The organism is Pedobacter sp. UYEF25, from assembly GCF_054061655.1.
In genome coordinates this window covers 14,777-35,524 of sequence record NZ_JBSSEL010000021.1, presented here as the reverse complement: position 1 = coordinate 35,524, position 20,748 = coordinate 14,777, and the positions used below count along the sequence as shown (strand labels likewise).

The window sequence follows — 20,748 nt, the reverse complement described above, 5'->3', positions numbered from 1 at the left end:
ATGTTTAGACAAAATATAAAAATATTAGACCGGTTCATAATAGGAAAATACTTAGGTACTTTTGTTTATACGCTAATTATTTTTGTAGTAATTATTGTGGTCTTTGATATCTCTGAGAAATTAGACGATTTTCTGAGGAGCGGATTGGGATTTTGGGGCATACTGACAAAGTATTACGCAGGTTCTGTTCCTTTCTATGTGAATATGCTCTCTCCGCTCATAAACTTTATTGCAGTTATTTTTTTTACCGCAAAAATGGCGGATCAAACCGAGATTGTACCCATTTTGAGTGGCGGTGTTAGTTTCAATAGGTTTTTGAGGCCATATTTCATTTCCGCTTTTATTATATTTTCTGTTAATCTCGCTTCAAACTTATACATCTTACCATACACAAATACATTAAAAAACAACTTCGAAAACAGGTATGTAAAACGCAACGATCCAACTGCCAAGAGCAATATTCATATGAAGTTGGATAAACAAACTTACATCTATATAGAGAGCTTTGACAACCGAACTAATTCTGGTTCACGTTTCAATTTAGATAATATTGATGGCGACGTGCTTACGAAAAAAATAGTGGCAGAAAGCATTAAGTGGGATTCTTTGAAGAGAAAATGGACGCTCACTAATTATTCCATTAGAAATATCAATGGACTAAAAGAATCGATGATTTATGGCGCGGGAAAAACAAAAGATACAATTTTAGATATGCGGCCAAACGATTTTTCTGCGTATGATAATGTGGTTCAAAATCTTACCACCCACGAATTGGCCGAAAAAATCAAAAAAGAAAAAATTAGAGGAACAGGGATTATGAACGATCTCCTTTTCGAACAATATAAACGCTATTTAACCCCCCTATCGGCTTTTGTTCTTACATTAATTGGTGTTGCCTTATCATCAAGAAAAGTTCGCGGTGGCGTAGGTGTTTCTTTGGGAATAGGTATATTTTTAAGCTTTACCTACATTGTTTTTAATCAATTTACCCAGATGTTTTCCACAAAAGGTGGGCTTCCGCCGTTTATCGCAGTGTTATTGCCTACTATTTCATTTGGAATATTAGGTCTCTACCTGCTCAAACGCGCTCCTAAATAATGGAAAAAAAGAAGAATCTAATCATCCTCCATTTAACAGTGTTCGTTTGGGGATTTACTGGCATATTGGGTAAAGAAATAAGCATAGCCGCTGTACCAATGGTTTGGTACCGGGTTTTAATTGCCTCAGTTACACTTTATATTTGGTTTTTAATTACCAAAAAAAACCTCAAAATTACTAGGAAACAATTTTTTTATTTTATGTCGGTCGGCGGAATAGTTGCCATTCATTGGATTCTATTCTTCCATGCCATCAAGGTTTCTACCGTTTCGGTTGCGGTGGTGTGTCTATCTGCGTTCACCTTATTTACAGCCATCCTAGAGCCCCTGATAAAAAAACAACCAATTTTCAGAACGGATATACTTGTAGGAATACTAATCATTACGGGCATTTTACTGATCTTTAAGTTTGAGACACAGTATGCCGTGGGCATCGCTTTTGGCCTAACTGCCGCCGTTGCCTCTAGTTTATTTGCAACGATAAATTCTGTTTTGGTCCAGAAAAGCGAGCCATCTATTATAGGGTTTTATGAGCTTGTAGGTGCGTTATTTTGGGTAACAATTTATCGAATTTTTGATGGATCGTTCGCTACGGTGCATTTTGATTTGAGCAAATCCGATTGGTTCTTTTTAATTATTCTAGGCACCATCTGCACCTCTGTAGCCTATGTCGCAGGGGTTGCTGTGATGCGTACAATGTCCGCATTTAGAACTGCATTAATCACAAATCTTGAACCCGTTTATGGGGTGATTCTAGCCTTCATTTTTTACGGCCAACAGGAAAGAATGACGTATGGTTTTTACCTCGGATCTGTGGTTATTTTGGCCACCGTGTTCCTCTATCCTCTTTATAAAAATAAGAAAAATCAGCTCTAATTTACCGCAATAATAACGTTGAATAACTACTGAATTTAGAAAAATATCTTCAGAAAAAGTGCTGTCCCATTTACTTTTTAGTCCAATTATTTTAAAGCGAAATTAATATAATCCGTGGAAGTCGAGTAAAGGACCTCTTTAGAAATCTTCAAAAATCGATCTAGAATAAGCGTTAGATTAAATCCTATCTAGGATTTAATGCTCTTTTAAATCACCTAAAAACCATACAAAAAGCAGAAAGTTATCCTTAATTTTCAGCTTAAATAACTGCTACTTTGCAAAAAGACAGTTTCAAATCACCTGCTTCTATCGAATGCGTTAAGAGAAATGGGCAATCTAATTTCCCCCAATTTTGTGAAACACCCATAGGTTTCGGAAAAGTTCTACTAATTATTAGGTGAAATTCGTCGACTATACAACTCCTTTTCTATGGTTTTGATTCAATATAATTGGATCACGGCAACCCACAAAAACCATAAAGTTTTCTTCCACATCTATAGGGAAATCCTAAAATTTGTTAGTTAGCACTTGCAAAAAACAATTATAAAATTCGACTAATTACAAATTTTTACAGCAAAATAAAGAACAGAAAATTTACAGAAATTCTAAGTTAACTGCCCTTATGGCATAGTTTAAAAGCTACTTAAAATCGATATTTTAGGTTTAAAATACAGTTTTTCATAAAAACTAAAATGCTATCATCCGAAAATCGTATAAAAGCTAATGCTTTTTCCCTACTAATTATAAGAGTGATTTCTTACCAGGTTGTATAATATTTAGCCAATTAAGAAAAAATTGTGGTCGATTTTAGATTTATTAAATAACCGAAAATGGAGTACAATAGAGAGATCGTTTACACTTATAAAATCAATATTTGGCACACACCGGGAAAAAAAATTTTAAACTTAGTGTTATTTAATATCGCGATAAAAAACGCTATATTTAAAATGACAATATGCGTAAATTAAGTAGAATTAAGACGATAAAAAATGTTCTACATACTTAACTTACAACTTTATAAAAAAAATATAACTTACTGAAATTCAGCTTCTAAATACTTTTAAATAAAATATACCTTAAATTAAATTTAAATTCAAATGCAGCGTATTACTAATATAATTAGCAAAAATTAACAATGACCAATTTAAATCGACTTAAAAAACTATTTATCAGTACTCTTGTAGGATTTACATTAATCTTAAGTGCACATGATGTTTTTAGTCAAATATTTAGCAGTGTGCAGAACCCACTTAGTGTAAAATGGCGCACCATTTCTTCTTCAGGGTTTCAAGTCATCTATCCGGATAGCTTGGAAAAAGAAGCTCAAAGAATGGCGAATACCCTACCCTACTTGTACAAATTTGTGGGAAATGGCTTAAATTTAAATCACACAGAAATACCTATCCTTCTCCAAAACCAAGGTGTAACGGCAAATGGATTTGTTCAGCTTGGGCCAAAAAAATCCGAGTTCTATACAACGCCTCCGCAGTTCTTCGATAATCAAGACTGGCTAAACAACTTAGCTGTTCACGAACTTCGACACGTCGCTCAGTTTGACAAATTGACAGGATTAAAAAAACACCCTTTTCCAGAACTAATCTACTTTGCCTATTTTGGTGCAACCATACCTTTATGGTTTTTTGAGGGCGATGCAGTAGTGAACGAAACTGCACTTACCTTTAGCGGAAGAGGCAGGCAACCAAATTGGATTATGCCATTTAGAACTTCGGTTTTGGAGGGAAGAAAATTTAGCTATAGCGAAGCTTATTTCGGATCTGAAAAAAAGGCAACTCCGGGCTATTACCAAACTGGTTTTGTAATGGTCTCTAACCTCCGGGCCGAATATGGAGAATTCGTCATCGATAGCTTGTTTACCCGAATCAAAAAAAATACGTTTACAACTTATCCTTTTTCAAAAAGCTTAAAATATTTTAGCGGCTTAAACACGAATCATTTTTTTTTAACGACCCAAAACTTTATCACTCAAAAATGGAAAGAGCAAGAACAAAAAACTCCAACCAGAGACTACCAGATTTTAACTCGCCGGGCCAGTTTTGAAACCAACTATTTTCTTCCGGTAAGGATAAACGAAAAACAAATTTTAACACTTAAAAACAGTGCCTCAAAAACCAGCTATTTTGTTCTCGTTAACGAAGATAAAACAGAGCAAAAACTTTTCGCAATCGGACAACAAGAACAGCCTTGGTTTAGCTACTCAAATGGAGTGTTGGTATGGGATGAAACGCACTATGATCCTCGATACAGACAGCGTAGCTATAGTGTAATTTATGCCTACGATTTTAGCACCAAAACCACAACCCAACTGAGTAGGAAAAGTCGGTTGTTCTCTCCCAGCCTATCGCCTGATGGAAAGAAAATTGTTGCAGTAAAAGTAACGTTAGACAACAAATTTAATTTGGCAGAATTAAACGCTGAAAATGGAAAGATTTTAAAAATTCATCCAAATCCGCAAAACTACATTTTACAGACACCCGCTTTTGATCAAATAGGAAATCGCATCACATACATCAGTTTAAGCGAAAAAGGAAAAAATTTGTGTGTGCGAGAAGGAGGACTTGAAACCATATTAATTAAAGACAGTAGACAACAATTAAGCAGGCCAGTTTTTAACGGCGCCGAAATTTGCTTTAATGCGCATTTTAACGGCATCGATAATGTTTACAGCTTGAACGTCGCCGACAAAAAAATAATGGCTCTGAGCGCCTCAAAATACGGCGCTTTCAACCCGACTTTTACCGAAAATGGTAAAATGATTTTTAATGACTATGGCATCAACGGCTATCAAATCGCAGAAACTGTTCGGGAAGAAACCGAGATTGGGAAAGACAATTTTGTAGATTTCTCTAATGCCGCAGAAAAGCAAGAGAATCCGCCAAATATTTTTGCAGCCATTCCAGACAGCTCATTTATTTCTAAACCTTACAAACAAGCAGCAAACTTGTTAAATTTTCACAGTTTAATTCCGGTAATAGACAACGAATATGTGTATGGGCTACAGCTTCAATCCAATAACCTGCTAAATACGTCCGATTTTTATACTGCCGCCAAATACCATAGTGATTTAAGAAGGATGGAATATACAGCAGATTTGAGTTATAAAGCACTTTATCCAATTATTGCCCTCAACTTTAGCAATAGGCCGCAAAGGGCATTCTACCAATCTAAAGGACAAAGTTTTCAGGGAGATTGGCGTGAAAATTATACCGTGCTAAGCGTGGCGTTGCCAATTTCTTTTAGCTCCAAAAATAATTATTATGCGGCATCTGCAAATATATCTACCAGCTACACACAACGATATCAGTTAAAAAACCTGCCAAGTGGCTTTGTAGATTCGAAAAAATTCCCGCTTTCATATTCGTTTTCCTTAAACCATAGTATTGCAAATGCAGCAAGAGACATTGCACCGAAATGGGCACAGGTGCTGCGTGTTACTTACAATCACCAACCTTTTGATCTACATTTAACAGGCGAATTGCTCGCTTTAGAAAGTTATTTCTATTTTCCCGGACTCGGAAAGAACCATTCGTTTTTGGCTAGCTTGAACTATCAAAACGCAAACGGAGCAAACAGATTTGCGGTGGAAATTCCAACGGTTTATGGCTACAACAATATTTTAGCAACGGGTAAACTTAAAAATACACTATTGCTAAATTATCGTTTTCCAATTGCTTTTCCGGATTGGGAAATCGGCCCGTTGGCTTATGTAAGAAGTTTTACTGGTGGAGTCTTTTGCCATTACGAGAACATAGAAAAAACCAATACCTTTACGCAGCCGAAAACCTTTGGATTAGAATTTAATACTAATTTAAACCTTTTGCGCTATTTGCCTGTTGTAAATCTTGGAACAAGGCTTATTTTTGTGAACCAAATTTACCATCAAAAACCCCTAATAGAGTTTTCTTTCAATTATAATCTTTAGACATGAGCGGCAAAACAATCTTTATAATCATTTTAACTGTGCTATTAACCATTTTTTTGATGGGAAATACAGATGCGGTGAATTTTAAATTTTTATGGATCGATTTCGAGATGTCTAAACTGCTCGTAATTGGTATTTGTGTTTTGTTCGGATTGATTATCGGGTACATTTTAGCAAAACCAAAGAAAACAGTTTCCAGCTACGACAGAAATTTTGATGGAGACGACCAAACAGAAAATAAAAGTGAGCTTAGCGATGAAGACCGAGAATACATCAGTTAAGTCACTGGCCATTTCAAGCAAGCGCACCGGTTATTTCTGCATATAGCAAACCGCTACCACCACCGTAGTGTTGAATGATTTTAACGCTTGGCTGAAGAATTAGAAGTTTTTCTCTTAAATCTTTTTCCTCTTCTTCTTCAATTCCGTTTCCCAACAAAACCAGATCTAATGGCTCAGCTTTGCACACTTCTAAAGCATCCTCACAGTTACAAACGCCAAAGCCTTTCCAGTTCACTTTGGCGTTTAATAAGCGGATCATAATCTTTGTAATTGATAAATCTTTGCCTACGTACAATATGCTTATTTTCATTGTTATCGATCTTTTCGCTTAATCTAAATTTTAATAGTTTAACCTCTCAACCAACGTACATCGGCAAATCCATTAACAAAACTTTGGCATCTGCAGAATTAGATTTAAATTCGATGTGATCCGTATCCCAAATCCCCAAACCATCTCTAGTATCAAGTTCCTGACCGTTTATTGTCACGTTGCCCTCTATTACAAATGCATAAACACCATTCCCGGCTTTCTTAATATCATAAGTTTTTATTACGTCTTTATCAAATTTTCCCATAGAAAACCAAGCGTCTTGATTGACCCAAACGCCTGCATCATCTGCATTTGGCGATAAAATTTGAGAAAACTGGTTGTGCATTGCTTTTTCGTCTAGCTGCATTTGCCCATAACGTGGAGTTACGTTTTTCTTATTGGGAAAAATCCAGATTTGCAACAACTTCAATGGGTCTACCTCCGACGGATTGTACTCGCTATGACTGACGCCTGTGCCGGCGCTCATTACCTGAATTTCCCCGGCGTGCACAATTTCTTCGGTTCCCATGCTATCTTTGTGCGCTACAGCGCCTTCTAGTGGAATGGTAATTATTTCCATGTTATCGTGTGGATGAGTTCCAAATCCTTTTCCCTCGGCGATGGTGTCATCGTTCAACACCCTTAAAGCGCCAAAATGTATTCTTTCGGGATTATAATATTCGGCAAAACTGAACGTGAAGTTAGATTTTAACCAACCGTGGTTGGCGCCGCCGCGCGTATCGGCTTTATGCAAAATTGAATGTGTCATGATATTTCCTTTTTTGTGATATACAAATTTACCGTTTCGCAGCGCTCAGCCTATTGATGTAGGTTAAGAAATTATTAGATAAACATCAACTAGATCAAAAACAGATGGTTTACGAATCACTCGGCCAACTTTGTTAGGCATACGGCGATTGTAAATTCTTAAGGTAGCTTATAAGTTCTGCAGGAGGTTTTGCAGTGCTAATTTTACAATTCCAGAAATTACGAGTAGATTGAATGAATGACCAAATTCTATCACTTTCGGGCATGTCTTGGATAGCCTTTACTAAAGTTTGCTTATCAATCCAAGCTACAAAGTAAATGGTGTCTTTGTATTTTCGAGCGCCAATTTTAGCGTAGAGATAATCGATGTCTTTACTTTCGAGATTAATTTGTTGCGCTTTAAGCCAGTTGTCTTTTGCCTTACGCCTTTGGTCGAACATCATTTGCAAATGCACATCACCAATTAAATGCTCAATCTTTGTGTTTCCACGAACAAGTAACTTTATATCTCGTTTTTCGATGGCTTGCTGTAAATCTTCATCTACGTCAGGAATCAATGAGGTTTTAAGTTCCAGATTATGTCCTCTGTATAAAAAATCGACATCTATTTGCTGACCATCGTCTAAATAATTTGTCTTATCAAGAATAACATCGAAACTGTTAAACCATTCGGTCATTGCATATTCGCCGATGTAACCCCGCAGCAGACAATCGAATTGAATATTTGGATGTCTGTAACGCAAATTATCTGTTTTAGAAATCGAGATTTTACTCAGCACTACCGCAATTACGCTTTTTATTTCAGCCTCCGTCAACTCCATCAATATCGAATCTGAAAAACGGACCATTGTGCTTAATTTTATGTTTTTTCTGCGAAACCTGTTTTAAAGTATTTTAAATTTCCACCTAAGCCTCGTATTACTCTATCTTTTAAATCCGTATAACCAGTTATTGCTTTAAAAATACGCGGATAAGTAACGTTGTCGCAAATTTGGTTCTCGTTATTGGTACAGATAATAAATTTTCGCTTTCCACCATCTATTTTATTTAAATGCAGCACTGCGTGGCCTGTTGTGCCAGATCCAGCAAAAAAATCCAATACAGTGATGTCGTTACATTCGATTAAATCTAAACAAAAAGAAATTAAACCAATCGATTTTGGAAACTTGAAGACATTTTGCTTTACAATGTTATTCAATTCCTGACTTCCATCAGCATTTAAAAATTGAATAAGCGCACGATGTGGCAGTTTTCTAACGCGTAAATTATTTTTGTTATCTACAAACTGATATTGCTTAATATAAATTTTCCAGTTGGTTTTTCCTTTTTTAAAAACAATAAAATCATTTTCTATTCCCCATTTAACTTTTTCTATATTCCATCGCCACGTATTTGGTTTACCTAGTTTTCCGCCGGGATAAATTTTTATTCCATCAGGCATCTCCAACTCATAATCTAAAGATGGACTATAACTCCCCTTATAATCTAAATCTCTAAGATAATATTTACCGCGATGGGCGAGGTGCTCGTCAACCAAACGATATTTTTTGTCGTTTTCTACATCCAAAATTTCTTTTTTAAACCTGACCGCCGCCTTATTTTTCGCAAAACAAAGCATGTAATCAAACTCTATTGCGATCTGTGCGCTATCGTGGCCAGATCCGGCTTTACTTTTTCTAATAAATTGGGCGATGAAATTTTGTTCGCCAAAAATCTGATTGCACAACAATTTCAGTTGGGCAACCTCATTGTCATCGATAGAGATGAAAATGACACCGTCATCAGATAATAAACCTTTAGCAAGATCAAGGCGCCTGTGCATAAACGAAAGCCACTTACTATGTCGATATTCGTCATCTGAATCTACAAATTTATCATTGTACATAAAATCATTCGCTTTACCAGTATTATAAGGCGGATCGATGTAGATGAGGTCTATTTTGTTTTGATGAGTTTCTGCTAAAACCATTAAAGCATGAAAATTATCACCTTCTATCAGAATGTTTGCAGGGCCGTTAAGAGTTGAGTTAATCTCTTTATTTTCTACCTCAATCAAAATTGGCCGCTGAGCGTTGCAGGTCAAGACGACCTTTTCTGGCTCGCGATCTTCCTCCCAAACCAAACCATAGCGTTGGTTCCGCTCTAACTTTTCTAACAGTTTTACAAGTGCTTCTTTAGAAAAGTTTTTGTAGTGCTCAGTAGCCATTTATAGTTAAATTTTTTATCGGCTCTGCCAGATGATGGCTAATCGATTTTCATATTCTGTAAGCCTTTTTGTATGTCTCCCAAAATATCATTAATGTGTTCTAAGCCGATGGATAACCGCACCGATCCTTGCTCTATACCAACCTCATTGCGCTGCTCTTCAGTTAATTTGCTATGTGTACTCGTGGCCGGATGCGTAGCGATAGACCGCGTATCGGCGAGATTTGCAGATATGGAAAACATTTTTAAACCATCCATAAAATTTCTTGCACCTTCTAAACCTCCCTTTAGCGTTAGGGTAACAATCCCTCCGCCTTGGGTCATTTGCCTTTTGGCTATTTCATATTGTGGATGTGATTTTAGAAAAGGATACTTAACCAATTTTACCTCAGCGCAATTTTCTAAATACTCGGCCACTTTAAGCGCATTTTCGCAGTGCCTATCCATTCTAACGGCAAGGGTTTCTAAACTCTTGCTCAATATCCAAGCATTAAATGGAGACAACGCCGGACCACTATGCCGCGCAAAACCTTCAATTTCTTTAATTAATTTGCTAGCCCCCAAAATCAATCCGCCCAACGTTCTTCCTTGTCCATCTATGTATTTTGTAGCAGAGTGAATAGAGATGTCGGCGCCTAAATCTAACGGGCGCTGTAAATAAGGTGTAGCAAAGCAGTTGTCTACAACAAACATTACTCCGTGTCTTTTTGCAATCTCAGCTAAATAGGCAATGTCTATGACATCAATACCTGGATTAGATGGCGTTTCTACATAAATCATTTTGGTGTTTGGCTGAATCATGGCTTCCCAGGTTTCTGGTTTATCCAAATCGGCGTAACTGTAAGTAATTCCCCATTTGCTAAACACATTGTTTAGCAATTGGTGCGTAGATCCAAAAACAGACCGACTAGAAAGTATGTGATCTCCATTTTGCAAAAACGTACCGAAAGTGGTAAAAATGGCAGCCATACCGGTTGCGGTTGCCCAACCTGTCTCTGCACCTTCTAACAAGGCCATCTTTTCGATCAGTTCTGACGTATTTGGATTGGCATATCGACTGTACACATTTCCTTCTTTCTCATTAGCAAACAATGCGCGCATCTCTTCCGCGTCGTCAAATTTATAACTAGACGTTAAATAAATTGGTGCAGAGTGTTCCTTATGTTGGCTACGTTCTGCCTGAGTGCGAATTGCGATTGTTTCAAAATATTCTGATTCCATTCTTATTTTGGAGTTTTAGGTTTTTTGTGGTGATAATTTTACCATTAAATTATTGCGAAGGTAAAATTAATAGTCGCCGAACGACCAAGAATATTAGACACAGAGCAATATTTATCGAAGGTCATATTTAGTGCACGTTCGACCTTTTGTTGATTTAATTCGCCGTATAGCTCGAAGTGAATATTTATTATGTCAAAAATAGGTGGCATCTCTTCGTCTTTTCTTGTTGCGTTTATGCTGATTTTAATGTCATTTAAAGGCTCTTTTTGTTTCGAAAGTACGTTTACAACGTCTATACCGCTACAACCACCTAAACCAACCAGCAACATTTCCATTGGCCTAAAACCCTTCCCTTCTCCTCCTATTGCTGGTTTGGCATCCAATTCAACCGTTTTGCCAGCTTCATTTTCTGCTTCGAAATTAAACTTTCCACTTTTTCTAATTAACTTTATTTCCATTTTCTTATGCGCTGAAATTATACTATTTTACTTACAGAAAAGCTCTTCGTGTTATTATCGCCATATTCATTCAAATCCATTTCTCCATCGTTAATTTCTCCAAACAACATATACTGCCTTGGCTACAAATGGTTATAAAATATAAGCCCGCCTGCGCGTGGCCATATCCTTTAGGATTGTTTAAGTCAGAGCCTGGTGCGATCTACTGACCCTTTCCCAACTAAAATAGAATAAGGACTATAAATAGTTGGGTTAAATCCGAATTTTAATCGGCTAGACCTCTAGCGGCGAATATGGAGTTGTTTCTATTCATTTATTTAAAACTATTGGGATGACATTTTCTAAAATCATTTGAAACGACAGGTTTATGTTTAAAGTACACGACACATTATATCAAATTTTATAAAAAACCCTACTCTCTCTCTCGATCTGCGGCAACTGAACTTCGTTATCGAAAATTGCGAAAACAGAAGCACCGCTTCCACTGAGCAAAGCAAAAATAGCACCTGCTTTGTAAAGTTTTGATTTTATTTCGGCTATCGCCGGATAACTTTTAAATACCGATAATTCAAAATCGTTTTTAAGCTCCTCCTGCCAAGTTTCAATTGGCTGCTTAAGTATGTTTTTGAGGGGTTTGAGCGGCACCCGCGGACTTACGCTCGCATAAGCATTAGCCGTGCTCATATGAATGTTTGGCATCACAACCACCATAAAATAATTACTCAAATCTATGTCAATGTCCTCAAATTCGTCACCCCTATTGTAGCCAAACACAGGCTTATTTTTTATGAAAAAAGCACAATCTGCGCCTAGTTTTCTGGCATAATGAAGCAGTTGCTCATCGCTCAAATTTAGCTCAAATCGATCATTTATCAATTTTAAAGTAAAAGCTGCATCGGCAGAGCCGCCTCCCAAACCCGCACCAACAGGAATATTTTTTAGAAGATTTATCTTCTGCGGTGCGAGGTCGAAATCAACACACAACAACTGGAAGGCCTTTAAACACAAATTGTCGTCCGTATTGCCCGGAACGTGGATGCCATGTATCTCACAAGAAGTTTCTATCGCATCGGTAATTTCTACCGCATCTTTTATCCCAATAGGATATAAAACAGTTTGTAAGTTATGATAACCGTCACTTCGCTTTTCGGTAATGTGTAAGCCTAAATTTATCTTGGCATTTGGGAAAGACAGCATTTTTAATTATCGTATTTAGCATTAAGATAAGATACGGAGATAGAGAAAACGACAGGGTCTACAGCCTTTAAAGTTTTGATGATGGCGTTAGCTCATTAATCTTTGTTCCTTGCTCTTTTATCCTTTACCAGCAAACATACAAAATCTTTAAATCAACGATTTCAAAAATCTTGCCTTATATTTTAGATATTTGTAAAGATAATTCTACCGAGGAGATATGAAACAGTATTTAGATTTGATGCAGCATGTGTTAACTCATGGCGCACAAAAACATGATAGAACAGGAACTGGAACACTAAGTGTCTTTGGTTATCAAATGCGTTTTGATTTGCAGCAAGGTTTTCCATTGGTTACCACTAAAAAGCTTCATTTAAAATCTATCATTCACGAATTAATTTGGTTTTTAACCGGAGACACCAACATTGCCTACTTAAAAGAAAATGGAGTTAAGATTTGGGACGAATGGGCAGATGAAGAAGGAAATTTAGGACCAGTTTATGGTTCTCAATGGCGGAGTTGGCCTGCAGGCGATGGGAAAACAATTGATCAAATTAGCAACGTTATAGATACCCTTAACCGAAACCCAGATTCAAGACGGATTATTGTTTCTGCATGGAATGTAGCCGAAGTGAAGCATATGGCTTTGCCGCCCTGTCATGCATTTTTTCAATTTTATGTGGCTCCTGCCGATGCTGAAAAAGGAGAAACCAGAGGAAAATTAAGTTGTCAACTTTATCAACGCAGCGCAGATATCTTTTTAGGTGTTCCTTTTAACATTGCTTCTTACGCATTGCTCACAATGATGATTGCGCAAGTTTGCGATTTGGAAGTTGGCGATTTTGTTCACACGCTTGGCGATGCACATTTATACAACAATCATTTAGAACAAGCAAATTTGCAGTTAAGAAGAACACCAAAAGCTTTACCAAAAATCGTTATCAATCGAGAGGTAAAAAATATTTACGATTTTAAATTTGAGGATTTCAAACTGGAAGATTATGATCCACATCCACACATAAAAGGAATTGTTGCAGTTTAATGGCGCCCACTTCTATTAAAAGATAAGAGATTTCTAAATCATCCATTAATTTTCAAAGACTGCATAAATTCGCTCAAGATAAAATGATATAAAATTCTTATTGATTGTCTTTATTATCTTCCGGATGGTCAAGATCATATTTGCATTTCAATCCTTCGTTTGTCATAATCCAAGTGCTGTAATCATCATGGTTGTTTTCTCGGTTATCACAGCTCCACGCGTAATAATTATTGATGTATCGATAAGCGTCTTGCTTTAGAATTAACTTGGTTCCAACCGGAACTTCTAGATTTAACCATACCTCTTGATTTCTCCAAATACTACCCCTTTTTAGTTGAAAACGAGGGTTAAATGTGATTGCAGAATCTTTTGACAGAAAAGTGTAACTGATGTTTTGTGTATTTTGTAACGCGTCTGGAAAAGTTTTCCCCTGCGATTCGTATTTTTGCGTTAAACGCGTTATCCCAGTTTCGCTTTTAGTAACATTGATGCGAATGTTGTTAGGAGACACGAAGGGTCCGTCCTCAAAATCTTCAACTACAATTCGATTTTTCTGATTGGCATCGATGTGGTAAGCAATACTATCTTCTTTACTAAAATACTTACTTTTGTCTATATCAATAATGTAAGTTGTAAAGATTTTTAGCGCTGTAGCCTGAGTAAGCTCTGCATGTTGCTTAAATTCTGATGATATTTTCGCCGCCTGATAACCTACCGTTGCAATACCAGCCAACCAGATAATTAGTAAAGCGAAAGAAAGCATTTTATTGATGGCTTGCTTACTAAAAGCTACACGGATGGAGAAAAGTACCAAAGCTAAAATAGGGATGAAAAACACAATAAACGTACTTAACACAATCACGCCTCTATTGCCTTCATTTAGAATAGAGAATGGAAAATATTCGTAGATACTGGCATCCCAAAAACCTTGAAAAGCGGCAACACCAATTATTAAAGTCAATAAAAACAATACGCCAAACACCACAATAACGATGGCTATAATTTTAAAAACCACTTTTCCTGTACTTGAGATAAATCTTCCCAGCCATTCAAAAAATTCTCCAATAAAATTGCCAAATTGCTTAAATAGAGGTTGCGCCTGTCTGTTAACGATACCCAACCGTTCCTTAACGGCCTGTAGTTCTTCTTCTAAGTTTTTCTGAAAACCTTGCAAATTTGCAGGTTCACCTTTCATTTCCATTTTCTCTATCCGCGATTTGGCTTTCGGCATGATAATCCAAAGGATGACATATACTAAAATACCAGCGCCCCCTAAAAAAACACTGACTAATGCGACCAAACGAATCCATTTTGCTTCGATATTAATGTAATGGGCAATACCTGCGCAAACGCCTGCAATTGCCCGTTCGTCCATATCTCGGTACAATTTTTTTTCTGCGTAGAATTGATTATTAATGTGGTTTACCGGTTCTTGCTCATTTTCTTCGAGAACATCAAAATCTTGTACACGGCCCATTTGGATGATTACAGCATGTACATCGTCATATCGGACTACTTGTTTTTTTTGCGCCTCCAATTGCTCGCTCAATAGTTCGGCAATGCGATTTTCAATATCCGTTACAATTTCTAAGTCGTCGGCATGGTTGGTAAAATGCTGCTTTACTTCATTCAAATACCCTCTTAAAAATTCGTAAGCACTTTCTTCTATATGAATAATCGTGTGACCTATATTAATGATGATGGTTTTTTCCATTTCCTTTTGCGTTATGAATTTTGTGAGTTAGCACCACTTTGCGATATGCCAACTGCATAGGCGAGTTCTTGCCAAGTTTGGTGTAATTGTGATAAAAAATCTGTTCCTGCTACGGTTAAAGTATAATATTTACGCGGTGGTCCAGAGGTAGATTCTACCCAGTTGTAGCTTAACAAGCCATTGTTCTTAAGCCTCGTTAATAAGGGATATAATGTTCCTTCTACCACCAATAACTTTGCCGACCTAAGTTCAGCAATTATGTCTGAGGTGTAAATTTCACCCCGAGAAATGATCGATAAAACACAGTATTCCAGAATCCCCTTTCGCATTTGTGTTTGCGTATTTTCTGCTGTCATACTACAAAGATATGTTATTTATATAATACTATGCAATACATAGTACTAAAATAAGTTGGAAAAAACTCATAAATAATTGACAATCAATTGTATAATTTTAACTTACTTGACATACTTTTATGAATTCTGACTAATAGGCAAGACTTTTTGCTAAAGTAACGCCGATAGGGACCCGCTATTTGAGGTAAATAAAGCAGATTTTAAAAGATTTATTGCTGTCCACTACTGCTAAAAAAGACGCTTAAAACAGCTTTTTAATCAAATGAAGGATGTCAAAAAGCAAAATTAAGCAGGATTGAGAAAGGGAAAATGGTATTGATTCAAAAAAATTAAGACTAAAACCCACGTTAGTTTGAACCTAAGACGTTTAAAAAATTTGTAACCAAACACAAAAAAAGCCGCTATAACTATTGTTAGAGCGGCTTTAGCTACTGTTAAAGCGATTTAGTTAATTTACATCAAACCACAATCTGGTGGTTAATAAATCTGCACCTTGACTCGCTACCGCATTTTTATAACTCTGGTTATTTAGTGATTGTTCTGTTCCAGGATAAATAAATCGCACTGGAATTTGTCCGTTTAAAACCGTGTTTGCAGAAGCTGTAAGTTGAGGATAATCAAGCCTACGTCTTTCTGCCCAAGCCTCTAAGCCTTGCCCAAATAAGGCAATCCACTTTTGTTCTCCTATTGATTTTTTATAGTTTGAACTGTCGTACTTTAATACTGGTTGCGCAAGATAAGTGGCCGCTGCTGCATCGGCAACACCAAATTGATTTAATGAAGCTGCTATTCCTTGTTTGTATAAATCGGCCGCATTCTCCGAAGTTAAACCTCTTGCAGCAGCCTCTGCCCTATCAAATAATAATTCTGCATAGCTAAATATTACCGCTGGCGATTGCGGTGTAAGAAAATAGGCACCAGGTTTAGATGTTTTAGCGAAACCAATATTACTGGCTTCAGAATTTGTTAGCCCGTTTGGCAATCCTACATATTGTTCGGGCGTAATTGTTTGTGTTTTACTTGCATAAATGGACAAGCGTGGATCATTTAAATCAGATAATTTATCCACAATTGATTTACTTATTCTATAGTCGTCTCTAGTTTCAAATTGTGCTGCAATGGGATTTTGCTGTGGAGAAACTTGATAGATTAGCTGCGCAATATCAGTATTATCACTAATGTATAAATCGCCATCGGCTTTAATCTCCTCTAACACTTGCTTTGCTTTTGCCGGTTCTCTGTCTGCAATTCTAAGTGCAATTCGCAACCTTAGAGCGTTTGCAAATTTTTTCCATTTAGCGATATTTCCTGTATAAATAATGTCTCCACCAATTGGCTTTCCGGCGACATCTAAGGTATTTTTTGCCGATTTCAAATCTTCTAGCAAACCAAAATAAACATCTTTTTGCTTATCGTAAGCCGGTGTGATAAATTCACTTAGTTTGCCAGATTCGCTGTATGGGATATCGCCATATGCATCAGTTAGCAGTAAAAAGGACCAAGATCTTAGCGTTAAGGCAACGCCAACATAATTTGGGTTATTTGTTGTATTTCCTATTTCGATGATTTTATTAAAACCTGTAATGCTATTAGAATATAAGGTAGACCATAAAGAGGTAAAGCTACTGTTGGAATAAATAAACCTATCCTCTTCTGTGTACTGAACTTTTGCAAATTGTTGCACAAAAAGTAAGCTAGAGTTCATATTATTAGCTGTTCCCCAATAGGCGTCGGCCGTGTTTTTGATAGCTGCTGTTAACAGATAATCGGGCTGTGCATTTTCTGTAGCGTTAGGGTTAATGTTTACCCTATCCAGTTCTTTACTACAAGACGTAGCAAAAAGAACAAGTACAATACCGGTATATATGATGTTATTTTTCATGATTGGTCGCTTAAAATTTAATGTTCAGATTTATACCGTAGGTACGCGTGGTTGGATTTGAAAGGCTTTCTAGACCTTGTCCGTTGCCAGTATTAAAAGCAACTTCTGGATCAATATCATCCACATTTCTATGTAGAATAGCGAGGTTTCTACCCACCAATGCAACAGAAAGACCTTGCAAACTTAAAGAGCGAATCCATTTTGTTGGTAAGTTATAACTTAACCTAATCTCGCGAAGTTTTACATAAGAAGCATCAAAAATGCTAGACTCGTCTATTCTATTAAACGACTTATAATAATTTTGCGCAGGAAGTATTTTTTCATTTGATTTACCATCAGCAGTAACGCCATCAAAAATAATTCCATCGTCATAAACGGTCAAACCTGTCGGTGCACTTGCGCCATTTGCCAATCTTACCGCTCCGTTTGCTTTTAAATTATTAGGATAGTAATAAGAAATGCCACCAAATTCTGCAGCTCTTCCAGGCAAAGTAGAGGCAAGTACACCAGTATAGGTGCCGGTAGAGTATGTTCCGTTATAAATTGAACCGCCAAAGCTAGCGTCAATTAGAACCCCTAAACTCACTCCTTTATAACCAAAAGTGTTTGATATTCCGCCAATCCAGTCTGGTGTATATTTACCCAAAACTTTCTTAGTTGGATCTGCTTGTGGTGCACCTATGTCGTTGACCACAATATTTCCATTGGTATCTCTTAAAAATGCATTGCCATAAATTGCGCCATACGGTTGCCCAACAGATGCGATAATTTGTGCTGTATTGGTAGCCACCACATAATTCTGCAATAAGCCTGCCTTGTCCAACTCAACCACTTTACTTCTGTTGGCTGCATAGTTTACATCAATATCCCAGGTAAAATTCTTCTTAATTGGCGTAATCCCCAATTGAACTTCTATTCCTTTGTTATTAATTTTTCCGGCATTGAATAATTTAGATCTAAACCCTGTACTTTCGCTTACATCTACACTTAGAATCTGATCATAACTATTGGTATTGTATACACTTAAATCAACACGTAACCGTTTGTTAAACAAAGTTGCCTCCGCACCTAATTCTGATGAAGTAGTGGTTTCTGGTTTTAAATCTCTGTTAAGATCTGTGGTAGATGCCGTAAGCTGAGGAGACCCAGCGAATGGCGCTCCAAACGAATAGGTATTTATCAAGCGATAAGGATCGGCATCTTTACCCACTTTAGACCATCCGCCACGTATTTTAGCATAATTTAACACCTCACTCTTAATATTTAACGCCTCTGTAAGTATTAAACCTCCGTTGAATGATGGATAGAAATAAGATCTATTTTGTGCCGGCAAGGTTGATGACCAATCGTTACGAGCGGTTACATTTATAAAAAGATAGCTTTTGAAACCAAATTGAGCTGAAGCATACTCGCTGAAAGATTTAAGTTTACTATAATTATTTGAAGAAGTTAAAGGATCCCTTGAATTACTAAGCGTATATAATTTTGCTACGGCCAACCTGGGGGCACTCTGATCGTTTTGCTCTATGTAACGTGAACGAATATTGCCTCCTAATAAAACCTCTAAACTAAAATCATTATTTAATTGCTTATTATAATTCAGCGTCGCATCAGTATTGCTTTCGCCTACTGTGAAAGCACTTTCTGTGTAAGAACCAAAAGGGCTACCATTTGTGCCATAAGCAATTTTTATTTTACGACGATCATTGTAATAATCAGTTCCTGTACGAAAGTTAAAATTCAGCCCATCAATTATTTTATAATCTAAACTAATGCTTCCAATTATTCTGTTTCTGTTTTGAGAAACTGTATTTTCATAAGCTACCCAGTAAGGGTTGCTATAATAGCTATTGTTCCAATTAAAGGTATTTCCGTTTTCATCTAAATAGTTCTTCAATTGGTTGACATCAACCTGTCTGCCAAACCACGTAAACTGAAGCATGGTACTTGTTGCTCTAGACCCACCTGTTCCAGGTAAATTATCAGAACTAAGTTTGCTATAATTTGCATGTGCAGTAAGGCTTAATTTCGGTGTTACACGTAAGGTAGTGTTTAACAAAAATGAATTCTTTCCTTGTCCCGAATTTGGAATAATCCCTTCTTGCTTTAAGTTATTATAGGATAAACGATAATCAAATTTTTCACCTGCATCTTCAACAGAAATTCCGTTAGATAAGGAATAGCCCTTTTCAAAAAAGTCTCTAACATTATCTGGATGTGCTTCAAAAGGAACTGCAACGCCTTTTGAGAAAAACTGTGGAATCAATCTTCCATCTAATCTTGGGCCCCAACTTTCATCTACACCATCATTTACACCGGCTCCTTTTCCGTCAACATAGCTAAACTTACCTTCAGACCCCTGGCCGAATTCATTTTGGTATTTCGGAAGTGTTAACAAACGCTCTAATACTGCATTAGAATTTAGCGAAATACCTAACCCTTTCTTTGATTTTCCTGACTTTGTTTTTATAATAATGACACCCGCAGCTGCCCTCGAACCATACAGCGCTGCCGCATTGGGACCTTTTAAAACGCTTATTGATTCAATGTCGTTTGAATTTATATCGGAAATAGTGTTCGCATAATCTCTTGCCCCTGCAGAATTATTTTGTGAGTTATCTACCGGAATTCCATCTACCACAAAAAGCGGTTGATTATTTCCAGAGATGGAGGTTTCGCCACGGATAACCACACGAGAGGAACCCATATCTCCCTGACTATTGGTTACCCGAACACCCGCCACCTTACCAGCAAGTGCATTTACTAAATTGGTCTCTTTGGCTTCGGCCAAACTTTCGCCTTTCAGCTCTTGCACCGCATAGCCTAAAGATTTCTTTTGTTTGGAAATACCTAGCGCGGTAACCACAACCTCATCTAGCGCATTGCTGCTTTCTGTTAGAATTACACTTAAATTTTTAGTGTTCTCAGCTACTTCAATTTCTCTGGATAAATAACCGACGTATGAAAAAACCAATGTGGCTTTTCCTTTTATTGATATACTAAACAACCCACTATTGTTGGTATTGGTTGTTTGCTTTGTTCCCTTAATTAAGACAGAAACACTCGGCATTGTTTCGCCGTTTGTACTTTTAACGGTGCCCGATATAACGATATCTTGGGCATAACTAAATTGTGAAAGCAACAGTAAAAAGCATAGTACTGAAAGCTTAATGTTCTTAAACATAATTGAGATTAATTAATGATTGGTTTTTAAATAGATGTTAAAAATTTGGGCAAAAAAGTCCCATCTCGCCCTTGGGCAACTATTTTTTCAACACATGAATAATTATTTATTTTAAAATGAAAGAATCGGTATTTGAGGCTTGTTAAATCAACAAATACCGCAACGCATTCGGATGGCTATATAGGCTCTTGAAATACCTATATGAATTATTTGTTTTTTG

At 36.8% G+C, this 20,748-nt stretch carries 16 protein-coding genes; 5 read left to right on the top strand and 11 right to left on the bottom strand.

The features are described from left to right. The 4 genes from ACVWYG_RS16385 to ACVWYG_RS16370 all read left to right on the top strand — a co-directional run bounded on the left by ACVWYG_RS16385 (position 1) and on the right by ACVWYG_RS16370 (position 6,194). Entirely contained in the window at positions 1–1,098 is a 1,098-nt protein-coding gene (locus ACVWYG_RS16385; protein WP_457271642.1) for an LptF/LptG family permease, read from the top strand. Then, positions 1,098–1,973 carry a DMT family transporter gene (locus tag ACVWYG_RS16380; protein WP_457271640.1) on the top strand — a complete coding sequence of 292 codons (876 nt, stop codon included), beginning with the start codon at positions 1,098–1,100 and terminating at the stop codon, positions 1,971–1,973. Before ACVWYG_RS16385 ends, ACVWYG_RS16380 begins: the two co-directional genes overlap by 1 nt. A gap of 1,135 nt (positions 1,974–3,108) precedes the next feature. Further along, entirely contained in the window at positions 3,109–5,913 is a 2,805-nt protein-coding gene (locus ACVWYG_RS16375; protein ID WP_457271638.1) for a TolB family protein, read from the top strand. A gap of 2 nt (positions 5,914–5,915) precedes the next feature. After that, positions 5,916–6,194 carry a hypothetical protein gene (locus ACVWYG_RS16370; protein WP_457271636.1) on the top strand — a complete coding sequence of 93 codons (279 nt, stop codon included), beginning with the start codon at positions 5,916–5,918 and terminating at the stop codon, positions 6,192–6,194. A 13-nt stretch (positions 6,195–6,207) separates the two neighbouring features. Here the strand turns inward: ACVWYG_RS16370 and ACVWYG_RS16365 are convergent, their stop codons facing one another. From ACVWYG_RS16365 to ispE, 7 genes are all read right to left on the bottom strand, one after another. After that, positions 6,208–6,504 carry a hypothetical protein gene (locus ACVWYG_RS16365; RefSeq protein ID WP_457271634.1) on the bottom strand — a complete coding sequence of 99 codons (297 nt, stop codon included), beginning with the start codon at positions 6,502–6,504 and terminating at the stop codon, positions 6,208–6,210. Between the two features lie 46 nt (positions 6,505–6,550). Continuing rightward, entirely contained in the window at positions 6,551–7,273 is a 723-nt protein-coding gene (locus ACVWYG_RS16360) for a pirin family protein (protein ID WP_457271632.1), read from the bottom strand. Positions 7,274–7,406: 133 nt separating this feature from the next. Continuing rightward, positions 7,407–8,120: a hypothetical protein gene (locus ACVWYG_RS16355; RefSeq protein ID WP_457271630.1), complete on the bottom strand. Its 714-nt coding sequence runs from the start codon at positions 8,118–8,120 to the stop codon at positions 7,407–7,409. A gap of 11 nt (positions 8,121–8,131) precedes the next feature. Next, on the bottom strand, positions 8,132–9,478 hold the full coding sequence (locus ACVWYG_RS16350) for a site-specific DNA-methyltransferase (protein ID WP_457271628.1): 1,347 nt from the start codon (positions 9,476–9,478) through the stop codon (positions 8,132–8,134). Positions 9,479–9,516: 38 nt separating this feature from the next. After that, positions 9,517–10,698, bottom strand: a complete 1,182-nt coding sequence (locus tag ACVWYG_RS16345) for a trans-sulfuration enzyme family protein (RefSeq protein WP_457271626.1) — start codon at positions 10,696–10,698, stop codon at positions 9,517–9,519. A gap of 44 nt (positions 10,699–10,742) precedes the next feature. Continuing rightward, positions 10,743–11,156: an OsmC family protein gene (locus tag ACVWYG_RS16340; protein ID WP_457271624.1), complete on the bottom strand. Its 414-nt coding sequence runs from the start codon at positions 11,154–11,156 to the stop codon at positions 10,743–10,745. Between the two features lie 393 nt (positions 11,157–11,549). Continuing rightward, positions 11,550–12,353, bottom strand: coding sequence for a 4-(cytidine 5'-diphospho)-2-C-methyl-D-erythritol kinase (gene ispE / locus ACVWYG_RS16335; RefSeq protein WP_457271622.1), 804 nt, complete (start codon positions 12,351–12,353; stop codon positions 11,550–11,552). A 217-nt stretch (positions 12,354–12,570) separates the two neighbouring features. Here ispE and ACVWYG_RS16330 point away from each other — a divergent pair, with 217 nt between their 5' ends. Then, complete coding sequence (locus tag ACVWYG_RS16330; RefSeq protein ID WP_457271620.1) at positions 12,571–13,392, top strand: thymidylate synthase; 822 nt, start codon at positions 12,571–12,573, stop codon at positions 13,390–13,392. Positions 13,393–13,489: 97 nt separating this feature from the next. On the opposite strand, the gene ACVWYG_RS16325 is transcribed toward ACVWYG_RS16330, so the two are convergent. From ACVWYG_RS16325 to ACVWYG_RS16310, 4 genes are all read right to left on the bottom strand, one after another. Continuing rightward, on the bottom strand, positions 13,490–15,106 hold the full coding sequence (locus ACVWYG_RS16325; protein WP_457271618.1) for a PspC domain-containing protein: 1,617 nt from the start codon (positions 15,104–15,106) through the stop codon (positions 13,490–13,492). Between the two features lie 11 nt (positions 15,107–15,117). Beyond that, positions 15,118–15,462: a PadR family transcriptional regulator gene (locus ACVWYG_RS16320; protein WP_457271616.1), complete on the bottom strand. Its 345-nt coding sequence runs from the start codon at positions 15,460–15,462 to the stop codon at positions 15,118–15,120. 448 nt (positions 15,463–15,910) lie between these two features. Further along, positions 15,911–17,344 carry a SusD/RagB family nutrient-binding outer membrane lipoprotein gene (locus ACVWYG_RS16315; RefSeq protein ID WP_457271614.1) on the bottom strand — a complete coding sequence of 478 codons (1,434 nt, stop codon included), beginning with the start codon at positions 17,342–17,344 and terminating at the stop codon, positions 15,911–15,913. Positions 17,345–17,354: 10 nt separating this feature from the next. Continuing rightward, positions 17,355–20,528, bottom strand: coding sequence for a SusC/RagA family TonB-linked outer membrane protein (locus ACVWYG_RS16310; RefSeq protein WP_457271612.1), 3,174 nt, complete (start codon positions 20,526–20,528; stop codon positions 17,355–17,357). Between the last annotated feature and the right edge of the window lie 220 nt (positions 20,529–20,748).